The organism is Halobacteriovorax sp. RZ-2 (genome assembly GCF_043196685.1).
GTDB lineage: Bacteria > Bdellovibrionota > Bacteriovoracia > Bacteriovoracales > Bacteriovoracaceae > Halobacteriovorax_A.
In genome coordinates, this window is sequence record NZ_JBEBMR010000002.1 from 858619 (window position 1) to 876896 (window position 18278).

General features: G+C 37.9%; 14 protein-coding genes. 12 read left to right on the top strand and 2 right to left on the bottom strand.

From position 1 onward, the window contains the following. Nucleotides 1–45: 45 nt before the first annotated feature. A complete protein-coding gene (locus tag ABMA78_RS10230) occupies nt 46–813 on the bottom strand; it encodes a hypothetical protein (RefSeq protein WP_392859781.1) in 768 nt (255 codons plus the stop codon). A gap of 70 nt (nt 814–883) precedes the next feature. Between ABMA78_RS10230 and ABMA78_RS10235 the strand changes: the two genes are divergently transcribed. The 12 genes from ABMA78_RS10235 (at nt 884) to ABMA78_RS10290 (ending at nt 16084) form a co-directional block, all read left to right on the top strand. Next, the gene (locus ABMA78_RS10235; protein ID WP_392859784.1) at nt 884–1420 is read left to right on the top strand and encodes a DUF924 family protein; all 537 of its coding nucleotides are present in this window, start codon (nt 884–886) and stop codon (nt 1418–1420) included. Between the two features lie 14 nt (nt 1421–1434). Continuing rightward, nucleotides 1435–1764 (top strand): hypothetical protein, encoded by a 330-nt coding sequence (locus tag ABMA78_RS10240; protein ID WP_392859786.1) that lies wholly within the window; start codon nt 1435–1437, stop codon nt 1762–1764. 33 nt (nt 1765–1797) lie between these two features. Beyond that, nucleotides 1798–2130 (top strand): hypothetical protein, encoded by a 333-nt coding sequence (locus tag ABMA78_RS10245; RefSeq protein WP_392859789.1) that lies wholly within the window; start codon nt 1798–1800, stop codon nt 2128–2130. Nucleotides 2131–2179: 49 nt separating this feature from the next. Then, nucleotides 2180–3403 (top strand): TolC family protein, encoded by a 1224-nt coding sequence (locus tag ABMA78_RS10250; protein WP_392859792.1) that lies wholly within the window; start codon nt 2180–2182, stop codon nt 3401–3403. Further along, on the top strand, nt 3400–3918 hold the full coding sequence (locus ABMA78_RS10255; protein ID WP_392859795.1) for a hypothetical protein: 519 nt from the start codon (nt 3400–3402) through the stop codon (nt 3916–3918). Before ABMA78_RS10250 ends, ABMA78_RS10255 begins: the two co-directional genes overlap by 4 nt. Before the next feature lie 17 nt (nt 3919–3935). Continuing rightward, the gene (locus tag ABMA78_RS10260) at nt 3936–7055 is read left to right on the top strand and encodes an efflux RND transporter permease subunit (protein WP_392859797.1); all 3120 of its coding nucleotides are present in this window, start codon (nt 3936–3938) and stop codon (nt 7053–7055) included. 173 nt (nt 7056–7228) lie between these two features. Continuing rightward, nucleotides 7229–8011 (top strand): hypothetical protein, encoded by a 783-nt coding sequence (locus tag ABMA78_RS10265; RefSeq protein WP_103218086.1) that lies wholly within the window; start codon nt 7229–7231, stop codon nt 8009–8011. Between the two features lie 120 nt (nt 8012–8131). Next, the gene (locus ABMA78_RS10270) at nt 8132–9244 is read left to right on the top strand and encodes a hypothetical protein (protein WP_392859799.1); all 1113 of its coding nucleotides are present in this window, start codon (nt 8132–8134) and stop codon (nt 9242–9244) included. Nucleotides 9245–9280: 36 nt separating this feature from the next. Then, the gene (locus tag ABMA78_RS10275) at nt 9281–9796 is read left to right on the top strand and encodes a hypothetical protein (RefSeq protein ID WP_392859801.1); all 516 of its coding nucleotides are present in this window, start codon (nt 9281–9283) and stop codon (nt 9794–9796) included. Between the two features lie 409 nt (nt 9797–10205). After that, nucleotides 10206–13745 (top strand): PKD domain-containing protein, encoded by a 3540-nt coding sequence (locus tag ABMA78_RS10280; protein ID WP_392859803.1) that lies wholly within the window; start codon nt 10206–10208, stop codon nt 13743–13745. Next, nucleotides 13723–14349 carry a hypothetical protein gene (locus ABMA78_RS10285; RefSeq protein WP_392859806.1) on the top strand — a complete coding sequence of 209 codons (627 nt, stop codon included), beginning with the start codon at nt 13723–13725 and terminating at the stop codon, nt 14347–14349. Before ABMA78_RS10280 ends, ABMA78_RS10285 begins: the two co-directional genes overlap by 23 nt. After that, nucleotides 14330–16084 carry a hypothetical protein gene (locus ABMA78_RS10290; RefSeq protein ID WP_392859809.1) on the top strand — a complete coding sequence of 585 codons (1755 nt, stop codon included), beginning with the start codon at nt 14330–14332 and terminating at the stop codon, nt 16082–16084. Before ABMA78_RS10285 ends, ABMA78_RS10290 begins: the two co-directional genes overlap by 20 nt. A gap of 285 nt (nt 16085–16369) precedes the next feature. Here the strand turns inward: ABMA78_RS10290 and recQ are convergent, their stop codons facing one another. Beyond that, nucleotides 16370–18253, bottom strand: coding sequence for a DNA helicase RecQ (recQ, locus tag ABMA78_RS10295; RefSeq protein ID WP_392859812.1), 1884 nt, complete (start codon nt 18251–18253; stop codon nt 16370–16372). Nucleotides 18254–18278 lie beyond the last annotated feature (25 nt).

Consider the following 18278-nt stretch of genomic DNA (forward strand, 5'->3'; position numbering starts at 1 on the left):
GAACCTTAGCATTTAATGGAGAACATGTCGAAAATTTGCATGTATTTAGCGCAATGTTCCGTTTTTCTCACCACCTGGATACCAACATTCTGGACGCTCTAGGTCTAAAATCCCGTTGATCATTGTGTCAAAGCGACATTGGGCCGCAGGGTAGTAAGACGGATCAGTGTTAAGCTCTGTGGCCACATTTGATGAATAGGTCTCAAAACTTACCTCGTCACCATTGCTTTTAAAGAAGGCCTGATCAGCTTCCATTGCAGTTAGAAGTCTAAGACAAGTAAAGTACTCATGCTTATCTTGTTTTGAACAAAGATCTTTATAGATAGGCTTCTCTTTTACTTCACGTAATTCTGGAAGATATTTAAAGACAACAGCTAGACAGTCTTTCGTGGCAAAGTAATCAGATTGCCCTTCCATTGAAGAGTGATAGCCCATATTCATTGGATCATCCTTCTTAGGATCACCACCAATACCGTGGCCGATCTCGTGACATGCCGTTAGGGCCAGCCCATCTGGAGTCATTCCCGCAAGTCGACCAAAGCCACCCATTAAGTAAATACGGTGTTCAATTTGATCTTCTTGATTTGTTGCCTGAACATATGAGGCATGGATCATATCAATATCCCACCAATACGAATCAGGTAAACCTGCAATTGGTAAGTTAATTTGTAAAACTTCATTTTGTGATGGGGCAAGTTCACTATAAGCTTGATAGAGAGCATCTTTGACTTGCTCGTACTCGTCCTTGCTAACGGCCGCAAAGACTGATTTTGTTAGTGTAAATAAACAAACTAGAAGGATTAATTTTTTCATGAAAAGGTTCTACCCAGATTTCGAATTTTGAACAAGATATCGGGTAAAATTTCATTAAATAGGAGAGTTTATGTACCACGAAGTACTTGATTTTTGGTTTGATGAGCTTACCGACGAACAAAAGTGGATGAAGGATACCCGCATTGATCGCGAGATTGAGAAACGCTTTGGTAGGCTTCATACTAAGGCCGCCAAGGGAGAGTTATTTGAGTGGAGGGAAGAGCATCTTGGACGTTTGGCCGAAATCATCATTCTCGATCAATTCTCTCGCAATATTTATCGTGGTGATGCACGCTCTTTTGCCAGTGATGATATGGCCTTGGTCTTGGCCCAAGAGGCAATTCTCCAAAAAGCCGATGAAGGTTTTACGACAAGAAAAAAACACTTTCTCTATATGCCCTATATGCACAGTGAATCTCTTACAATTCAAAAAGAAGGGCTAAGGCTGTTTGAAAAATTGGATAATGATATGGCCCTTCAGTATATGCATCAGCATATGGGAATTATCGAACGTTTTGGACGTTATCCACATCGCAATGAAGTACTCGGCCGAGAATCCACTCCTGAAGAGATTGATTTTTTGAAAATGCCAAATTCTAGTTTCTGAGTTATGATCTAAGAATGAAAGATGCAAAACTAGTGTGGTCTGATGAGGCCGGTGATTTAAGAAAAAAAAATAGTAAAAATAATTCTAATGAAGAAGTTAATGAATCTGAACTTGTTTTAAAAATTAGAAGACTAACTTCAGGAAAGGGAAGAGCGATTGTTGAAATTAGCGATCTTCCTGCAAATAAAAAATGGTGTCAGAAACTTGCTAAGGATTTAAAAAAATCTCTTGGTGTTGGAGGTGCCTTTAAAAACGACTATATCGAAGTTCACGGTGAAAAGCTTGATCAGGTTAAGGCGCACTTCGATAAAAAAAATTTAAAGTGGAAACAGACTGGAGGCTAGACTCCAATATCTGAGCATGTTAGTATTTTACTCATGATGCGAATTCTACTTTCTCTATTCACTGTCTTTATGATTTTTGTGAGCTTCACTCATGAGGCCCATGAAATTAAAGTCTCTGTGGATAATATAGAAAGTACTAAAGTCGAGAAGTCTAAACTCGATCATCCAGAACATTGTGATGATCACGACAGTGGTTCTGATCATTGCCATATTCATTGCACAGGTCTGCACTTCCTGGCCAATCTCGAACATACTGTTCAATTAAAATTACCACTTCTTGAAATACATAAGACACAAACACCAAGATTGGATTTCTTCAAATCCCCATACCTCGACCCGGCAAAGAAGCCACCTTCTTTATCGTAAATTTTCAAATTTAAAGTTTTAACATTCTTATTTAAAAAGGATTAATGCGATGAATACTAGTCGAAGTAGCGTCGTGATTCTTGCAATGTGCATAGGCTTAAACACCTATGGACAGAGTTGTCGTATCACAGATGCTAATGAATTTTTGAAGAAAATTAAGTCAAATCATCAAGTCAATCACTTGGCAAAGGCCAATGAAGAAATACTTGATGGTGAAATTAATTCGGCCAATCAGGTTTATAACCCTGAGGTTGAAACAGAAGTCATCTCTGCAGGGAGTAATGAAATCTCTTCCATGATTAAGCTAACTCAAACTTTTGAGCTAGGGGGAAAGAGAGGTTCACGTAAAGCATGGGCACAGAGATTAAAAGAGCTTGGAAGTCTTGAGTCGAAAGGTGAAAAGGAAAAGGTTGTTTTAGAAAATATTCTAAATATGTATCGCCTTAGACAAATTCAAGAACTCATTCCTGTCTATCAAGAATCTTACGATTCTCTAAAGAAAGTGCTAGATAAGAAGAGCAAGATTAGAAAATCATTATCACCAAGCCAAGAAGTCGAGTATGAGACTCTTTCGTTTGCGATGGATGATTACTACATCAGGCTATCAGAACTAATTGCTGAAAAAGCAAACCTACAAGTCCATTTAAAATTAAATGCAGGAAAGAATTGTGTTGTCACAAAAAGTGCTCTGCCAAAATTATTTAAGTTTAAAAAGATCAACTTAAAATCACTAGAGTTAAAAGATAGCACTGACTATAAGAAAGGACTCGCACAACTAGCCGTTGCTAAGGCAGAGTATGATGTCGCCAAGTCCAATGCTTATAGTGATCTTTCTATTGGGCCTATGTATGAATACTCCAAAGTTGATGATGAGAAAGAGCATGCCTTTGGTCTAAGCCTTACTTTTGACTTACCAGTTTTTAATACAAATGATGGAGCAAAGGCCAAGGGGATGGCCGCAGTTAAAAAAGGTGAGTATCAAATTCGTTATGATGAACTTGATCTTCAAATTGATCTTAGGAATTGGATTCAAAAATATCAACGTTATCAATCAGTATATAAGAAAATGGTTTCTCAGGCCGTCTTAGAAAAAAAACATAAGAGAATAGAAAAGCTCTTTGATCGCGGTGTGATTTCAACATCGCTGATTATTGAGGCCCACAGACAAATGGTGGACTTTTCCATTAGGCGAAACGACTACGAAATGGGAGCAGTCGAAGCTTTATGGAATATCTATTTACTAAGAGGAACAATTCTAGAGGAACAAATATGAAAAAAATATTCTTACTAATATTACTGATAGGTTTAGTTGGTTGTGAATCTCATCATGACGAACACAAACACGATGAACACAAACACGATGAACATTCTGACCATGACGAACATGAGGAACATGATGATCACGAAGGACACGAGGACCACGACGACCACGACGATCATGGCCATGGACATGGACACGGTGACGAAAAAACTGGTGTAGGCAAGGCCATCACAAAGGTTGATGAAACACACGGTTTTCAACTGTCTCATGAAGCTCAGAAGAGACTTGCTATAAAGACGACATCTTTTGAAAAGGGTTTTTATAATATTCCTGATAGCGCCTACGTGGTTGTTGGAAAGGAGCGCGCTCTTTATCGCAAGAGGGAAGGTTTCTTTAAGTTAATAGACGAGCATGAGTTAACGGGGTCATTTACTAAAGGTGATGAAATCGTTATTAGCGGCATCGGTCTTCTTCGCGTTTCAGATATCTTCTCGACAGATGAGTCTGAATACGGCCACGCACACTAAGGACGGGGGCAAGAATCATGATGAATAAAATAATTGAATTTAGTGTTCATAATCGTCTCTTTGTTTTTATTGCGACGGCCATTCTAATCATTGGAGGTATCTACTCATTTGATAAATTATCAATTGATGCCGTTCCGGATATCACAAATACCCAGGTGCAGGTTAATACTCCTGTTGAAGGGTTAACTCCTGAAGAAATTGAAAGAATGGTAACGTTTCCAATTGAGTCGGCCTTAACGGGAATGCCAGGAGTTGAGCAAACACGATCTGTATCGAAGTACGGTATCTCACAGGTTACTGTCATCTTTAATGATGATGTGGATATTTTCCGTGCCAGACAACTTACTTCAGAGAAGCTTGTTAATATTGATCTTCCTATAGGAATGAAACCAGAGATGGGGCCAATCAGTACAGGACTTGGAGAGATCTTTCACTACTCCTTAAGTTTTAAGGGAGAAGTAAAAACTGAAGAAGAGGAGATGCTGAAGCTTATGGAGCTTCGCTCAATCCAAGATTGGTTGATTAAGCCAAGACTTCTAACTGTTAAAGGTGTGACAGAAGTTAATACAATTGGTGGTTATGAGAAGCAATATTTCATCCAGCCAGACATTGATAAAATGGCCCGCTTTGGAATTCACTTTGATGATATTGAAAATGCCATCGAGAGTACGAACCAAAATGTTGGGGGAGGATATATTCCTCAAACAGGTGAGCAACTTCTTGTTCGCGGTGTTGGTCTTTTAAAGAATATCTCTGATATCGAAAATATTGTTATCAAACGCCTTGGTTCTCTTGATATCATCCGAGTAAAAGATGTGGCCGTTGTTAAGTTTGATAAAGAGATTCGCACAGGAGCAGCAACTCATAATGGAAAAGAAGTTGTCATCGGCACGGCCTTCATGCTTCTTGGGGAAAACTCGCGTGCAGTCTCAACTAGGCTTGAAGAGCGTATCAACGAGATTAAAAAGGATCTTCCTTCATGGGTAAATCTCGAAATCGTTTATAATCGTTCGAATATGGTTAATGCTACCTTAAGTACAGTTGAGCATAACCTAATTGTAGGTGCCGGACTTGTGATGGCCTTTCTCATGCTTCTTGTGGGAAATATTAGGGCCGCAATTATTGTTGCTGCTACCATTCCAATATCTCTTTTGATTACTTTCATTCTAATGCGCTGGCAAAATGTTTCAGGAAACTTAATGAGCCTTGGTGCTCTGGACTTTGGAATCATTGTTGACGGTGCTGTTATTGTTATTGAAAATTGTGTCCACCGTTTACAAAAGAAAACAAAGGAAATTGGACGTGCCTTAACACGAGCTGAAATTAAAGACCTTGTTGTGGAAAGTGCTATTGAAATCCGCTCAGCAGCTGGATTTGGAGAGATTATTGTTATTACTGTTTTCATTCCACTCTTTGCACTGACTGGGGTTGAAGGAAAGATGTTTGGCCCTATGGCCACAACTTTTATTATGGCCCTTGCCTCAGCACTTGTACTTTCATTCACCTTAGTTCCTGCTCTAGCTGCAACTTTCTTAAGCTCTAATACACAAGATCGTGAACCAAGAATCATGCTTCTTGCAAAAAAGGCTTTTGCACCAATTCTAGAATTGGCCTTAAGATTTAAAAAGACTGTCCTAGGTTTTGGCGTATCTGCTATTGCTCTCGGTGGAATTCTTTTTATGGGCATGGGCTCAGAGTTTATTCCTCAATTAGATGAAGGGGACTTTGCTGTTCAGTTTATCCGTCCTGCTAATGTTAGTATTGAAAACTCAATTCACCTTCAACGCTTAAGTGAAGATGTTATTAAAGAGTTTCCTCAAGTAAAGACGGTCTTTGCAAGAACAGGAGCCGCCGAAATTAGTACGGACCCGATGGGTGTCAATATCTCGGACTCATATGTCATGCTTAAGCCTAAAGATGAGTGGCCTAAGAATGAACATATCAAAAACAAGGCCGAGCTTATGGAGGAAGTAAGAAAGGCCCTCGCCTTAAATATACCAGCTCAAGTGGCCATGTTCTCTCAACCTGTAGAGCTGCGTTTTAACGAGTTACTTGAAGGAACAAGGGCATCTGTTTCTGCTAAGGTTTACGGTGAAGACTTAAAAGTTATTGAAGAGATCGCCACTAAGGTTTCTGCGGCCATTGCAAAAACACCTGGTGCAGGAGAAGTTGAAGTTGAATCAAAAGGGCTCGCTCCAATGATTCAATACACGCCAAAGCTTGATGAACTAGCTAAACTAGGCGTAAGTAGTAAACCTGTACTTGATGTTATTTCAACTGCTATCGGTGGTGCCCAAGTTGGGGATATCTATGATGGTGTTAAGAAGTATCCGATCATGACTCGTTTGTCTGCAAACGAGAGGAAGGATGTGGAGACAATTTCAAATCTTCCTGTTGGAATCTCTGAAGGCTACACTGTTAAGATTAGTGATGTGGCCGATATTGAACTTTCTGAAACATATGCATCAGTTAGTCGTGAAAACTCTGTTCGAAGACTTGCTATTCTTATTAATCCACGAACTCGAGATATCGAAAATTTTGTTAAAGTTGCAAAAGAGATTGTTGAAAAAGAAGTTAGTCTTCCAGAAGGTTACTATATCGAATGGGGTGGAAGCTTTAAAAACCTTATTTCTGCTAAAGAAAGACTAAGCGTTCTGGTTCCTTTGGCCCTGCTTCTCATTTTAGTTATGCTCTATGCGGCCTTTAAGAATTATGCACAAGTCTTACTCATTTTTCTTTGTGCACCAATGGCCCTTATTGGTGGTGTCCTTTCATTAAAGATTTTAGGTCTACCATTTAGTATTTCTGCTGGGGTTGGCTTTATTGCTCTTTGTGGGATTAGTATTCTAAACGGTGTTGTTCTTGTGACTTACTTTAATCGACTCTTAGCTGATGGAAAATCACCTGATGACGTTGTGAGGGAAGGGACAATGGTTAGACTTCGTCCAGTTCTTATGACGGCCTTAACGGATATTTTCGGCTTCCTGCCGATGATTTTTTCAACTGGGCTAGGGGCAGAGGTTCAAAGGCCTCTTGCTACAGTTGTCGTTGGAGGAATTATATCTGCAACACTTCTAACACTTGTTGTTCTCCCTTCATTGTATCGATTATTTATTGAGCAAATGAAGACTAAATAAGCTCTAAGGTCTTGAAACTTAAGAGAAATCTTAAGTTTTAAGACCATTTCTCCCTGTTTAAAATAGGCGTCTAAATCTAAGACATCCATTGGCAAATTTTCAAATAACTCGATAGATTTCCTAGATATGATAATTTACTGCCAGACTTTTAAGAAGGTACAAGGGAGCCTGAATTGAATAAATTTATTATTGCCACGGCAATCACTTTATTAAGCACTCAAGCATTTGCATCATTATCAGTTAATGATGGCCTATCAAGTTGTCGCTTTTCAAATAGTGAAGCTGCAGTAAATTATGCTCGTGCTCTTGAGGGTTCCACTAAGGCCGCTGCCTTACTTAAAAGAGGAGATCTTGCGCAGGTTGAATCTTGTTCAACGGCAATGACTGAAGCTCTTGCCAAGGGTGTAAGCTATAATGAATTAGCTAAGACTGTTAACACAAGCTTTAATCACCTTGAAAATGGTATGGAAATTACGATCGAGCTTCGTGGTAAGGATTTCTATGAGGTTAAGGGAGATGCTCTTACTGGAACAAAATCGACAATTGAAGGTGACTTCGACATGGTTATTAGTGTTGAAGGCTCACGTAATGAAATCTCGCAAGGAGTTCCTACTAAGCAAATACTTAATAAAATGAAATTAAACGTTGTCTCTAAAAAAGCAGTTCAAATTATCTTTGAAGAGCATGAAATTGATATTGTGGTACCAGCAGTGGTTAAGAAGACTTTATTTGGTAAGCTCAAACAAATCTCAATTAGTGCAGAGAACTTAGAAAGAGCAATCGCTCCAGCTCTTACGGCCCAAGGCCTTGATTTAGCAGATGGCTTCAATTTGAATACCGAAAAAGGCTCATTCACAATGGACTATTCGGTTTCAGCAATGGATTGTGGAGTCAATCAGCTCGATGAATTCGAATGTGGCTCATCTTTTATCTTTCAATTATCAGCACAATTTTAATTGGCATAACTAGAGCGAGGCCATGTCGATGGCCTTGCTATCTTACTGATATCTTTAGATCTCTGACATAAATATTTAATAATTGATATAATTACTCCGTTAAGCGTATGGGAGATAATTATGAGGAACTCGATTATTAAGATCTTAGCGCTTGTTGGCCTCTTGGCGACAGCTACCCAGACTCATGCAAAAATGATTGTGGAGAAAGAGGAGTACTCTGGCGAGGCCATCGTTGAAGACTTTGCATTGAAGAACTACTATCGTCGCTTCGTAAATATTACGGATAGCTACAATCAAAGACGTAAAGACCCTGAGGTCTATGCCCAATCCTTTAAAAATATTAAAGAGCAACATAAGTACTTTCGCTGGCTAAAGAAGACTGGCATCGGTGAGCTCCCTCCTGCTACGATTAAAAACGGTGTGGCCACCATTAGAGTTGGTAACTACAAATTACAATATTCCATTGAAACTCTGGTTAAGAATCAATTTCTATTGAATGAGCGTCCTGTTGACTTCAAGAAGCTTGATTTTAATAAGGCCTTTGATGAACTTGTTGAAAAAGTTAAGGCCACTCGAAGATTTACAGTCCTTGATCTTTTCATTCCAACTGCCCATGCGGATGCCATGAGTGGACTTGAAAATACACTTCTGGCAACCATGCTCTATGTGAACTCGGACTTCGCTGAAAGAGAGTGGTGTATTTCTTGTGATGATGAAAATGCCGAGGTGACAAAGAAGAATCTTGAGAAGCTTCTAACAAGAGTCGATCAAATGCTTAACTCATGTGAAAATGAAACCGCCAAGATTGAAGATATTTATTCAAACCTTTCTTTCTTTGCAGGGGACAACGACCAGGGGGGCTTCCGCTCTGAGTCTGCAACAACATTAAAGAATCACTTTCCAGCTATTGAAGGTGAGCTTAAGGACGTTTCTTGCGAGAAGCTCGTTTACAATGTGTACAAGGATGAAATTAATCCAGCGGATAGAAATCTCTTTGTAGAATACTACCGTTTAACACCAGAAAGACAGGCCCGCAATCAAAAGGCCGTGGCCAATTATAAGAGAATTGTAAAATCAAAATGTGATCGTATTGCAGCACTGAATGTATGTATGATCAGTAATTATTATGGAGCAGAGGATATTTACAATGACTCTCGCTCTCCTGGACAAAAGGAATACGATCGCCGTCGTAAGCCGTCACGAGAGTATCAGATTCGCGGTATTACTCAATAATAGGCAGCTTAGGAATTATGTGATAGAAAGACGACTATGGACCAATTACAAGAAACATTTGAAGAAATATTAGAAAAAGTAGAATTTAAGAAAATGGATCAATTTGAAGAGCTTCTTCATAAGTGTATCCACGTCTCTAATGACTCATCGAAAAGTACATATGCCGTATATGAAAATATGGTATTCAAACTCGATGCATTCTTTAAAGGCTTCGTTAATTTTCAAAATGAATTCGGTAAAGATAAGAAGTATATCGCAGCAGTTCATGCCCTTAGTGCCATCTGCTATGGCCTAGGAATTGATCTTGAAGACGAAGAGCTTTTCATCATTTACCATCTAAAAGACCAAGGTAAATTCAGAAAAAGAGAAAAAGATCTTCATGCTGAGCTTAAAAATCTTTGGGCCGGCTATCCTTACAAAGAATTTGCTATGGCCGATGTGGACTTCTCTCACTCATTAAAAAACTTAATGCGTGCAAAATTCATCGACTACCGTCGCGGAAACCTTCATATCAATCAATCTTTGATTATACGTTTTAAAGATCGCTATTAAGCACCCGCAAAATTGGCCGCCCTAAGGCGGGCTATTGTTTGCGGTGCTAGGCCCCCAACTCTTTAGCTAGAGATTAGTGTCGAGAGCGAGGGTTCAAGCCCGAGCGGTTCGTCTCAGGGCTAATGGGAAAGTTAACGCATAAAAAGAACGATATTTTCACGAAGTGAAAATGAGTAACAAATCTCCTCGTACAACAGACTCACATTCATACCAATCAACTTTTCTCATATTGTTGGCAATTTTTTTGAGAGAAGTTCTAGTTTCTGGAATCTCTTTCTTTAGAATTTCTTGACTTTGAGACTGCTAAATACGATGAACTCGGACTCAATATAACTTGTGTGGAAATAGGTAATATTTAGTTCGATTATACCCGATAATCATTTCATAAATTTGATGTGTGAGGGAAGTTATGTCGAAACTATTTTCTTTGTTGGGAATTCTTATATTCGTATTAAATGTTAGTGTTTCAGCGGATGAGTCTTGTGTACAACAAGAATTTGATACAGCAATTGTGTGCGAAAAGAACTTTAGGGCCAACTCTCTAGCAGATCTTGAAAGATATAAAACCGAGTCTCATCTTAAAAGTCGTAACCTAACAATAGCTTTTGATTTACTAGGTGATGAAAATATAGAGCTACATACGCCATGCCTCGTTAGATACCATAAAGACTTTAAAATCAATACGACTGGAGATATCTGTCTTGATGCTAGAGATGGTATTCGTCTACACGCAGGAAAAAATATTTCTGCAAACAATATTCATCTTTATTCAAAAAAGATAATAGCAATTCAAAAGGAAGCAACAATTAATGTTAATAGTATTTCATTGGTTTCTAATGGCGAGTCCGCTGACTCAAGGGTTCATATTAGAAATACATCTTCTGTTAATGCTGTTAATTTGAATCTATACGGTACAAAAAGAGCAACTCTTGGTTATTCATCTTTTTATAATATTACGGGGGCAATCAATATTGAATCTCGTGATGAATTTTCTAGTATTTGGAGAGATACTCAAATTATAACTCCGCAAATGTCTATCATATCAGACACTGAAGTAAGACTGGCCAACAATGTCGTCATTGAGTCAACTGGATTGAGTGCGCAAGCACCTGAGTGTAAGTTGAGAAATATGATAACTCTTGGTACAGGGAGTTGTTTTGATATATCGAGGCCTACTTCTCGTATTAAGAAAGTTGAAACACAGGTTCTAATTGGTGAAACATTAACTTTTGATTCAAGTCGTTCAAGTGCTACAAATGGAATATTAGAGCATTCTTTTTCTGTTAATGGAGAAGTACTGCAGAAAAATGAAGGCAATATTTTTACTTATACATTTAATCAAGAAGGTATTTACTATGTGAAATCCAAGATAGTAGACAATCTCGGGTACGTGTCGACAGCACAAAGAAAAATTACAGTTTCTGCACCGATAACAAATGATCGAGAAGCTTTCTTTAAGTATGCAGTAGAAGATGGAATGCTAGAGCTTATTTTTATCCAAAGTATTCCTCGTGATCAAATTACAAGCGCAAAATTTATTGTAAATGAGCAAGAATATAATCTTCCAAGTTTTTATCATCTTGATTCTATTTTTATAAATGACATTGCAAGTGGGGCGCATGATGTAACTCTTGAAGTAACTGACATTTATAATCAAGTCTTTAGATATCAAAGAAAAGTTTTTGTTGGAACAAATGAAGAAATGGAGATCATTGCACCTGTTATGGAATTTGACATAATTCCTTCTGCTCCAAAAGAGGTTTTTATCGAGTTTCGAGGAGTTTTTGACCCTGCAAGGCTTTTTGATGGTCTTGTCATTGACTGGGGCGACGGAGAGGTCTCAGAGCATTGGGTACCGGATGAGGGAGGAGCTAAACACTCTTATCAATCGATTGGTACATATGAGGTAAATGTTGAGTTTATTAAGGCCGGTGAAAATGGAGAAACAGTTAAAACTTTAACAAAGCAAGTAACTGTTACAAACGAGGAAGTCGCTGCTCAGCCTCCACTTGTTAACTTTAGATATGAAAAACAATATTTTGCACCACACGTAGCATTTAATATTGATCTTTCAATGTCTCCAACTGGTGAGATCGTAAGTCGTACCTTTGATTATGGGGATGGCACTGTCTACACTGGAAATGAGCCAATCCATACGCATTTTTATGATCCGGGCACATATTATGCAACATTAACAGTTGTAGATGAATATGGAATGAGCGCTTCACAAACTGCACGAGTCATTATTGCTGAAGAAGGTGAGGATTTTATTTCAAATCTTGAATGCTTCGATGAAGGTGGCCTCTACGTTGGATGTGATGTTGTAGCACTTGCAAAAGAAGAAGAGATTCAATCAATTGAAATTGACTGGGGTGATGGGAGTGTTGAGACATTTGATCCAGCTTCTTCTAGTTGGACGTGGGATTTTTTCGACTATGAATATAGTGAACCTGATAATTATGTTATTCAGATTACGGTTACAACTAGTTATGGGAGCTATGTTGACTCAGTGGAATACAATAATCAAGAAGTAAAAGAAGATTTAGCTCCTTATGTAAGCTTTAATTGTCATTCACCAAGTTCTTTAAAAGTATCATGTCAAAATCAGTCAACAGATGATGGTGTAATTGTATCTAGTATATGGAATGTTAATGGAGTTGAATATACAAGCTTTAATCTTGATGAAGTATCTGTATCAGAGAGTGGAAATGTAAATGTTTCATTAACTGTTACAGATGATAACGGATTAAGTGCGACAGCTAATCAAGTTATTTTTGTTAATGGGAATATTGCACCTATCGCTTCTTTTGATTGTTCGCAATCAATACATACTCAACTTAGTTGTGTGTCGACATCAAGAGATTCTGATGGGTACATAGCTTCATCATTTTTTTATATTAATGATCAAGTTTATGAAGGTCAGTCAGTTATAATAGAATTGTTAGATGAATCACCTCTAGACATAGAGCATCGTGTAATAGACAACGAGGGAAAAGTAACCACATTAAGTAAAACTATTGAAGTAAATAAGTCTCCTGTAATACAAGCAGAATGTAGTCAAAAAGAGGCTGATCGTATTGAATGTAATGCTTTAGGGACATACGATGATAGCGAAGGATTGGATTTTAAGTGGAATTTTAATGAGTATACTTACGAAGGTAGCGTCGTAAGCATCAAACCATCATCATATGGGAAATTCTCGATTGAACTTATTGTCACAGACAATCTCGCAGCGGAAACTAAAGCTAAGATTAATTTTAATTATTTAAACATAAATGGCACACCTCTGGCCAATTATGCATACATGATAGATACGAATCTTAAAGTTATTTTTAATGCTTCATTGTCACAGTCTAACTTTACAGATGTAAAAGAATTTAAATGGTATGTTAATGGAGAAATTATTATTACGGAATCATATGTTCTAGAGTACTTATTTCCTTTGCAGGGGGAGTATACGGTAAAACTCGAAACGAAAGGTAGCAATAATATTGTTACTGAACATTCTGAGATAATTAATGTGTTTAATCTGGCGGTTCCCTATCCTGATCGTTTAGAAAATGCTTCAACTTTGATCGGAGTAGACAGTGATAATGATTTGATACGAGATGATATTCAAAGAGGTCTTGAAAATTATGCCAAAGGTAATTCAGATCTATTGCAGAAACTAAAGAACGTTCAAGTTGAAAACACTCGATTATTAAGTGTAATGACCGAATTAGAGGTCAATGAAGCGATTTTTAAACGAGAAAAGGCAGTTTTTTGTTTGTCTCAATATTTCAAGTCTCAGAATTTGGTAAATTATGACCAGTTAGCAAGTAGCTTGGCTATTGAGTTAGAAGGAAATACCTTTGATAATGTAGATAGAGTAATAAAAAGAGTCGAAATATATGATCTATATAATTCTGAAACAAGGAATGAATTTAATGAGGAAGATTGTCTTAATTAGTTTATTGTTTATTCTTTTTGGTTGTAATCCAAAAGAAAAAAACGAAGTTGTAAAGAAATCAAAAGAAGAAAAACTTTTAGAAGTTCAGGAGTGGATCGCTGAAACTCTTAGAGTTCCTGAAGCGAAGTATCTTTCTAAAAAGTGGGTATATGATACTTATGACTTATTAGAGCTTGATTTGAATGATGAAAAAGCAGTTTATGAATGGCTTCGCAAGGAGAGTCTTTCGGAAGGGTGCTATTCGTATGCAGAAAGTTTGATGCCTAATGATGAGGTCTCTTATAGATTTCATCATGATGTTGAGTCAAGTAGGGCGTACCATTTAAAATTATATAAAAAAATTCTAGGTAAACAGTACAAAAAAAGATTGAGAATTAATAAACTGTACTACTTAAGGTCTAATAATGATTTCAAGAAATACCCGTATCAATTGTTTCCTGATAAATATTGTGAACTTCCGCATGAGTATTTGAGTGCTGTTTTAGTAAAGTATTATAGGGATTATCGAAATTTTACTAAAGATAAGATTGCGAAGTTTATGTCAAGAGGGGAACTTGAGGTTAAAGAACGCTGGAGGTTGATTTATGATAGTTATGATGAGTAAATGGATTTTCGTTTCTATGATCATTTTTGCGGAAGTATATGCGACTGTTTGTAATTCAAAAGCACTTAACGTGATTTATGTAAATGGAGTAGGTAATGTGCGTCGTCCTGTCCTGCAGACAAATAGTATTAAGAGTTTATATGAGACTAGTGATAAAAATTTAGAATCTCTTTTTTTTAATGGGAGCTTGATTAGCAAGAGGGAGGCTGTTGAGTTTGACTTTGTTCATAATAGGTCAGAAGGAGGAAGCATTCTTCTTGGTGTTTTTAGTGATCTCGCTAATGATGCTTATTATGATTTAAAGGAAGCTCAAAAACAAATTAACCAGCTTTCACACATAATAGAACCTGTCGAAGAAAGTTTTGTTGATAAATGTTTTGCAGCTTACTTGGTAGAAGATTTTCCTTGTCCCGTGTACACAAGTGAATCGGAGCGTTTGATGCATGAGGAGATTATAAAGCGAGTTTCAAAAATTAAAGATCGAATTAATAAAGATCAAGAATTAGGCGGTGATTTAAACCAATTGAAAACAAAACTTTTAAATAATGTTGATAATAGTATGAATACTATATTAATTGGCCACTCGCAAGGTGCACTTTATGTAGACCAGTCTTATCTGTATACTTTTCCATATGCATTGGAGTATAGTAACGACGAAGATAGTGATTATGTTAAGTCTCGTAAAATTGCAGCTTTAGGCGTCGCTCCTCCTCATAACTCTGGCTATCAATATCCAAATTATGGATATATTATTTTAGATGATGATATTCTGAATAAATATAGTGGAAGTTATACGTCACCTCCTCCTTCAAGCCATAACTTCGTACGTCAAGAAAATCCTTCCTCATTATTTGGAAGGGCACTCTCTTCGTTTATTAGTGATCCTGGCAATTTTAAAAAAAATATATTAAATACATTTTCACCGAATCAGTTAAGAGATAACCATAGTTTTTTAGGTTTATATTTAAATAAAGATGTATTTGTTAAGGATGTTTTTACCGGTGAGGTGAAAAGTATGCAAAAGGTATTTCTGGAGAATATGTCTACTCTTGCAAATACATTACCTGCGACTTGTGATTATCAAATAAAACTTAAAGATAAGGATAACTCAGGAGAGTTAAAGGATTATCTTACTGTTATTGATAAAGGAGACAGTGTAGAGGTTGTTTTAAATAGTGAACCAGATTTATATGTAGACTTTAATGAATTATATGACCTTACTTATACAAACGACAAGCTAAAGAAATTATTTAATGGAGAGGAGGGAAATAAAGTCTCATTAGCCAAACCATTATCTCCAAATAATTATAGCTTTGGCCTAAGTCTAGAATATTTATATCTAGATGAATTTGAGTACAAAGGTCGTTTTTTTGCTAGTTTACAGTTGTGCGAAGGAGCAAGTTGTTGTCGTCAAAGTGATCAGGTGTATTGTGGTGGGTTATGCAAGCCAAAACCTCGTGATGGAATGAGTTATGGTGAGAATTGTAGTGGCACATATTATGACTCTAAACCATCCTGTCCTGTCACATGCATCCCTATAAAGGGAGAAGAGGCTAACATAGGATGTTCTTTAGTGTATGATGAAAATATGGAGTATGTAGAGTTTTTTAAGCCGATTCCTGGGAAGTATTTTTCAGTGAGTGAGGACTCGATTACTATGACGGGGTATTGTAATAATTCAGATCCTAGTGGTGGTCTTCGAGAGTCTGAACCATCTTGTTCTTGCTCAAAGTAGTCTTTTAAGTTATTGAATCGGTGACTAAAGGTGGCTTGTCTTTTATCACTTGATACAAGTCAGGCGCTAAGTGTTTTTTTCATTGACGGTGTGTTAAGAAAAAGCACTTTGAACAGATTTTTATTCTTCTTTGGCCGCTTGGCCCCCAACTCTTTAGCTAGAGATTAGCGTCGAGAGCGAGGGTCCAAGCCCGAGCGGTTCGTCTCAAGGCCAATGGGAAAGTCTCCGCAATATAAAAGCGACATTTTCACGAAGTGAAAATTAGCAAATAAATCTCAGTAAAATTTAAGCATCCCTATTTAATGCCTCAAGGAAAATCTTCCCAAAGCGCTGAAGCTTCTTAGGTCCAACCCCATAGATGCTTTCGAGATCATCGAGAGTTTGTGGGCGTTGGGCGGCCATCTCCATAAGAGTCTTGTCTGGAAAAATCTTAAAGGCCTGTGTGCGTTTTTGTTTGGCAAGTTTAGAGCGTAGAACTTTTAAATTCTCATACATTGTTTTATCAGTTCCATCATTTGGCCTATATGTGGCGACAGCTTTCTTTCTTGTGGTGGCCTTCTTGCGAACCGCTTTCTTCTTTGTCGCTTTTGTTTTTGTCGCAGTCGACTTCGAAGCAGGTGCACCTTTTTTAAAGTCTGCGCGAATCATGACTTCTTTGCGATCTTCAATAACATCAATGGCCGATTGAGTAAGTTTAATCTCTGAGCTTCCATCCATAATCATCTTAAGATGGCCTTGGGCAATTAGTTGGCGACAAAGAGAATAGAGAAATCCTTCGTCTTCTTTACTTGCATAGCCAAAGCTTGTGATATGGTGGTGGCCATTTTTTTGAATGACGCCAGAAATATTTCCTTTGAGAACATCGACGATATAGTGGACGTTGTAGCGCTGGTCAGTTTCATAAACACAAGTGAGAACGGCCTTGGCAATTTCAGTTGCATTAATAAGCTTCTGTTTAGTCTGTTCACTTAAGCAGATATCACAATTACCACATGGCCCTTGATAGGGGTCATTAAAGTAATTAAGAAGAACTTCGCGGCGACAAGTTGTGGCCTCGCAAAAACCAAGTATGGCATCAAGCTTTTCTTCATTCACTCGGCGACGAGCTGCTGCGCCAACGCCTTTATTGGCAATTCTTTTTAAAAGAACAAGATCTCTTAGTCCATAGAACATTAGAACCTGAGAAGGGAGGCCATCTCGTCCTGCTCGTCCCGTTTCTTGATAGTAGGACTCAAGACACTTTGGCATATCCATATGGGCAACAAAGCGTACGTCGGCCTTATCAATTCCCATTCCAAATGCAATGGTTGCCACAACGATGACATTCTTTTGGGTGATAAATTTCTCTTGAACTTTTTCGCGGTAACTGGCACTCATTCCCGCATGGTAGGCATAGGCCTTAAAACCAGCTTTAACTAATTTGTCGGCACATTCTTCGACACCTTTACGTGAAAGGCAGTAGACGATTCCTGATTGGCCATCAAGATTATCTTGAACAAATTGCGTGAGACGATAGAAGTCTTTTTCTTTCGTTGTCTTCTTTTGAACTTCGTATGTAATATTTGGTCGATCAAAAGAGCTAATAAAGAGACTTGAGCCATGGAGGTTTAGGCAGCGAATGATCTCACCACGTGTTGCTTCACCGGCCGTTGCGGTAAGAGCAATGCGAGGGATGTCGGGAAATTTCTTTGTGATCATGCCAAGTTGCATATACTCAGGTCTAAAGTCATGGCCCCATTGAGAAACACAATGGGCCTCATCAATGGCAAAGAGAGAAATCTCAATGCGATCTAAGATTCGCTGAAAGTATTCATTCATCATACGCTCTGGCGAGACGTAGAGAATCTTAATATTTCCATTGAGAAGATTTCCCACAATATCATCTTGTTCACTATGAGAAATTGAAGAATTTAAGTAGGCCGCTTCGACGCCTTTTTCAATAAGGGCGTCAACTTGGTCTTTCATAAGAGCGATGAGGGGAGAGATAACAATGGCCGTCCCAAAGCGGGCAAGTGCTGGAATTTGATAGCACAAAGACTTCCCACCACCTGTTGGCATGAGGACCAGTGCGTTATTTCCTGTAATGACACTTTCCACAATCTTTTCTTGATTGCCGCGAAAGGCATTATAACCAAATATTTTTTGAAGTATCTCGATTCCTTGACTCACTTATCTAGTTTAACTGATGAAAGAG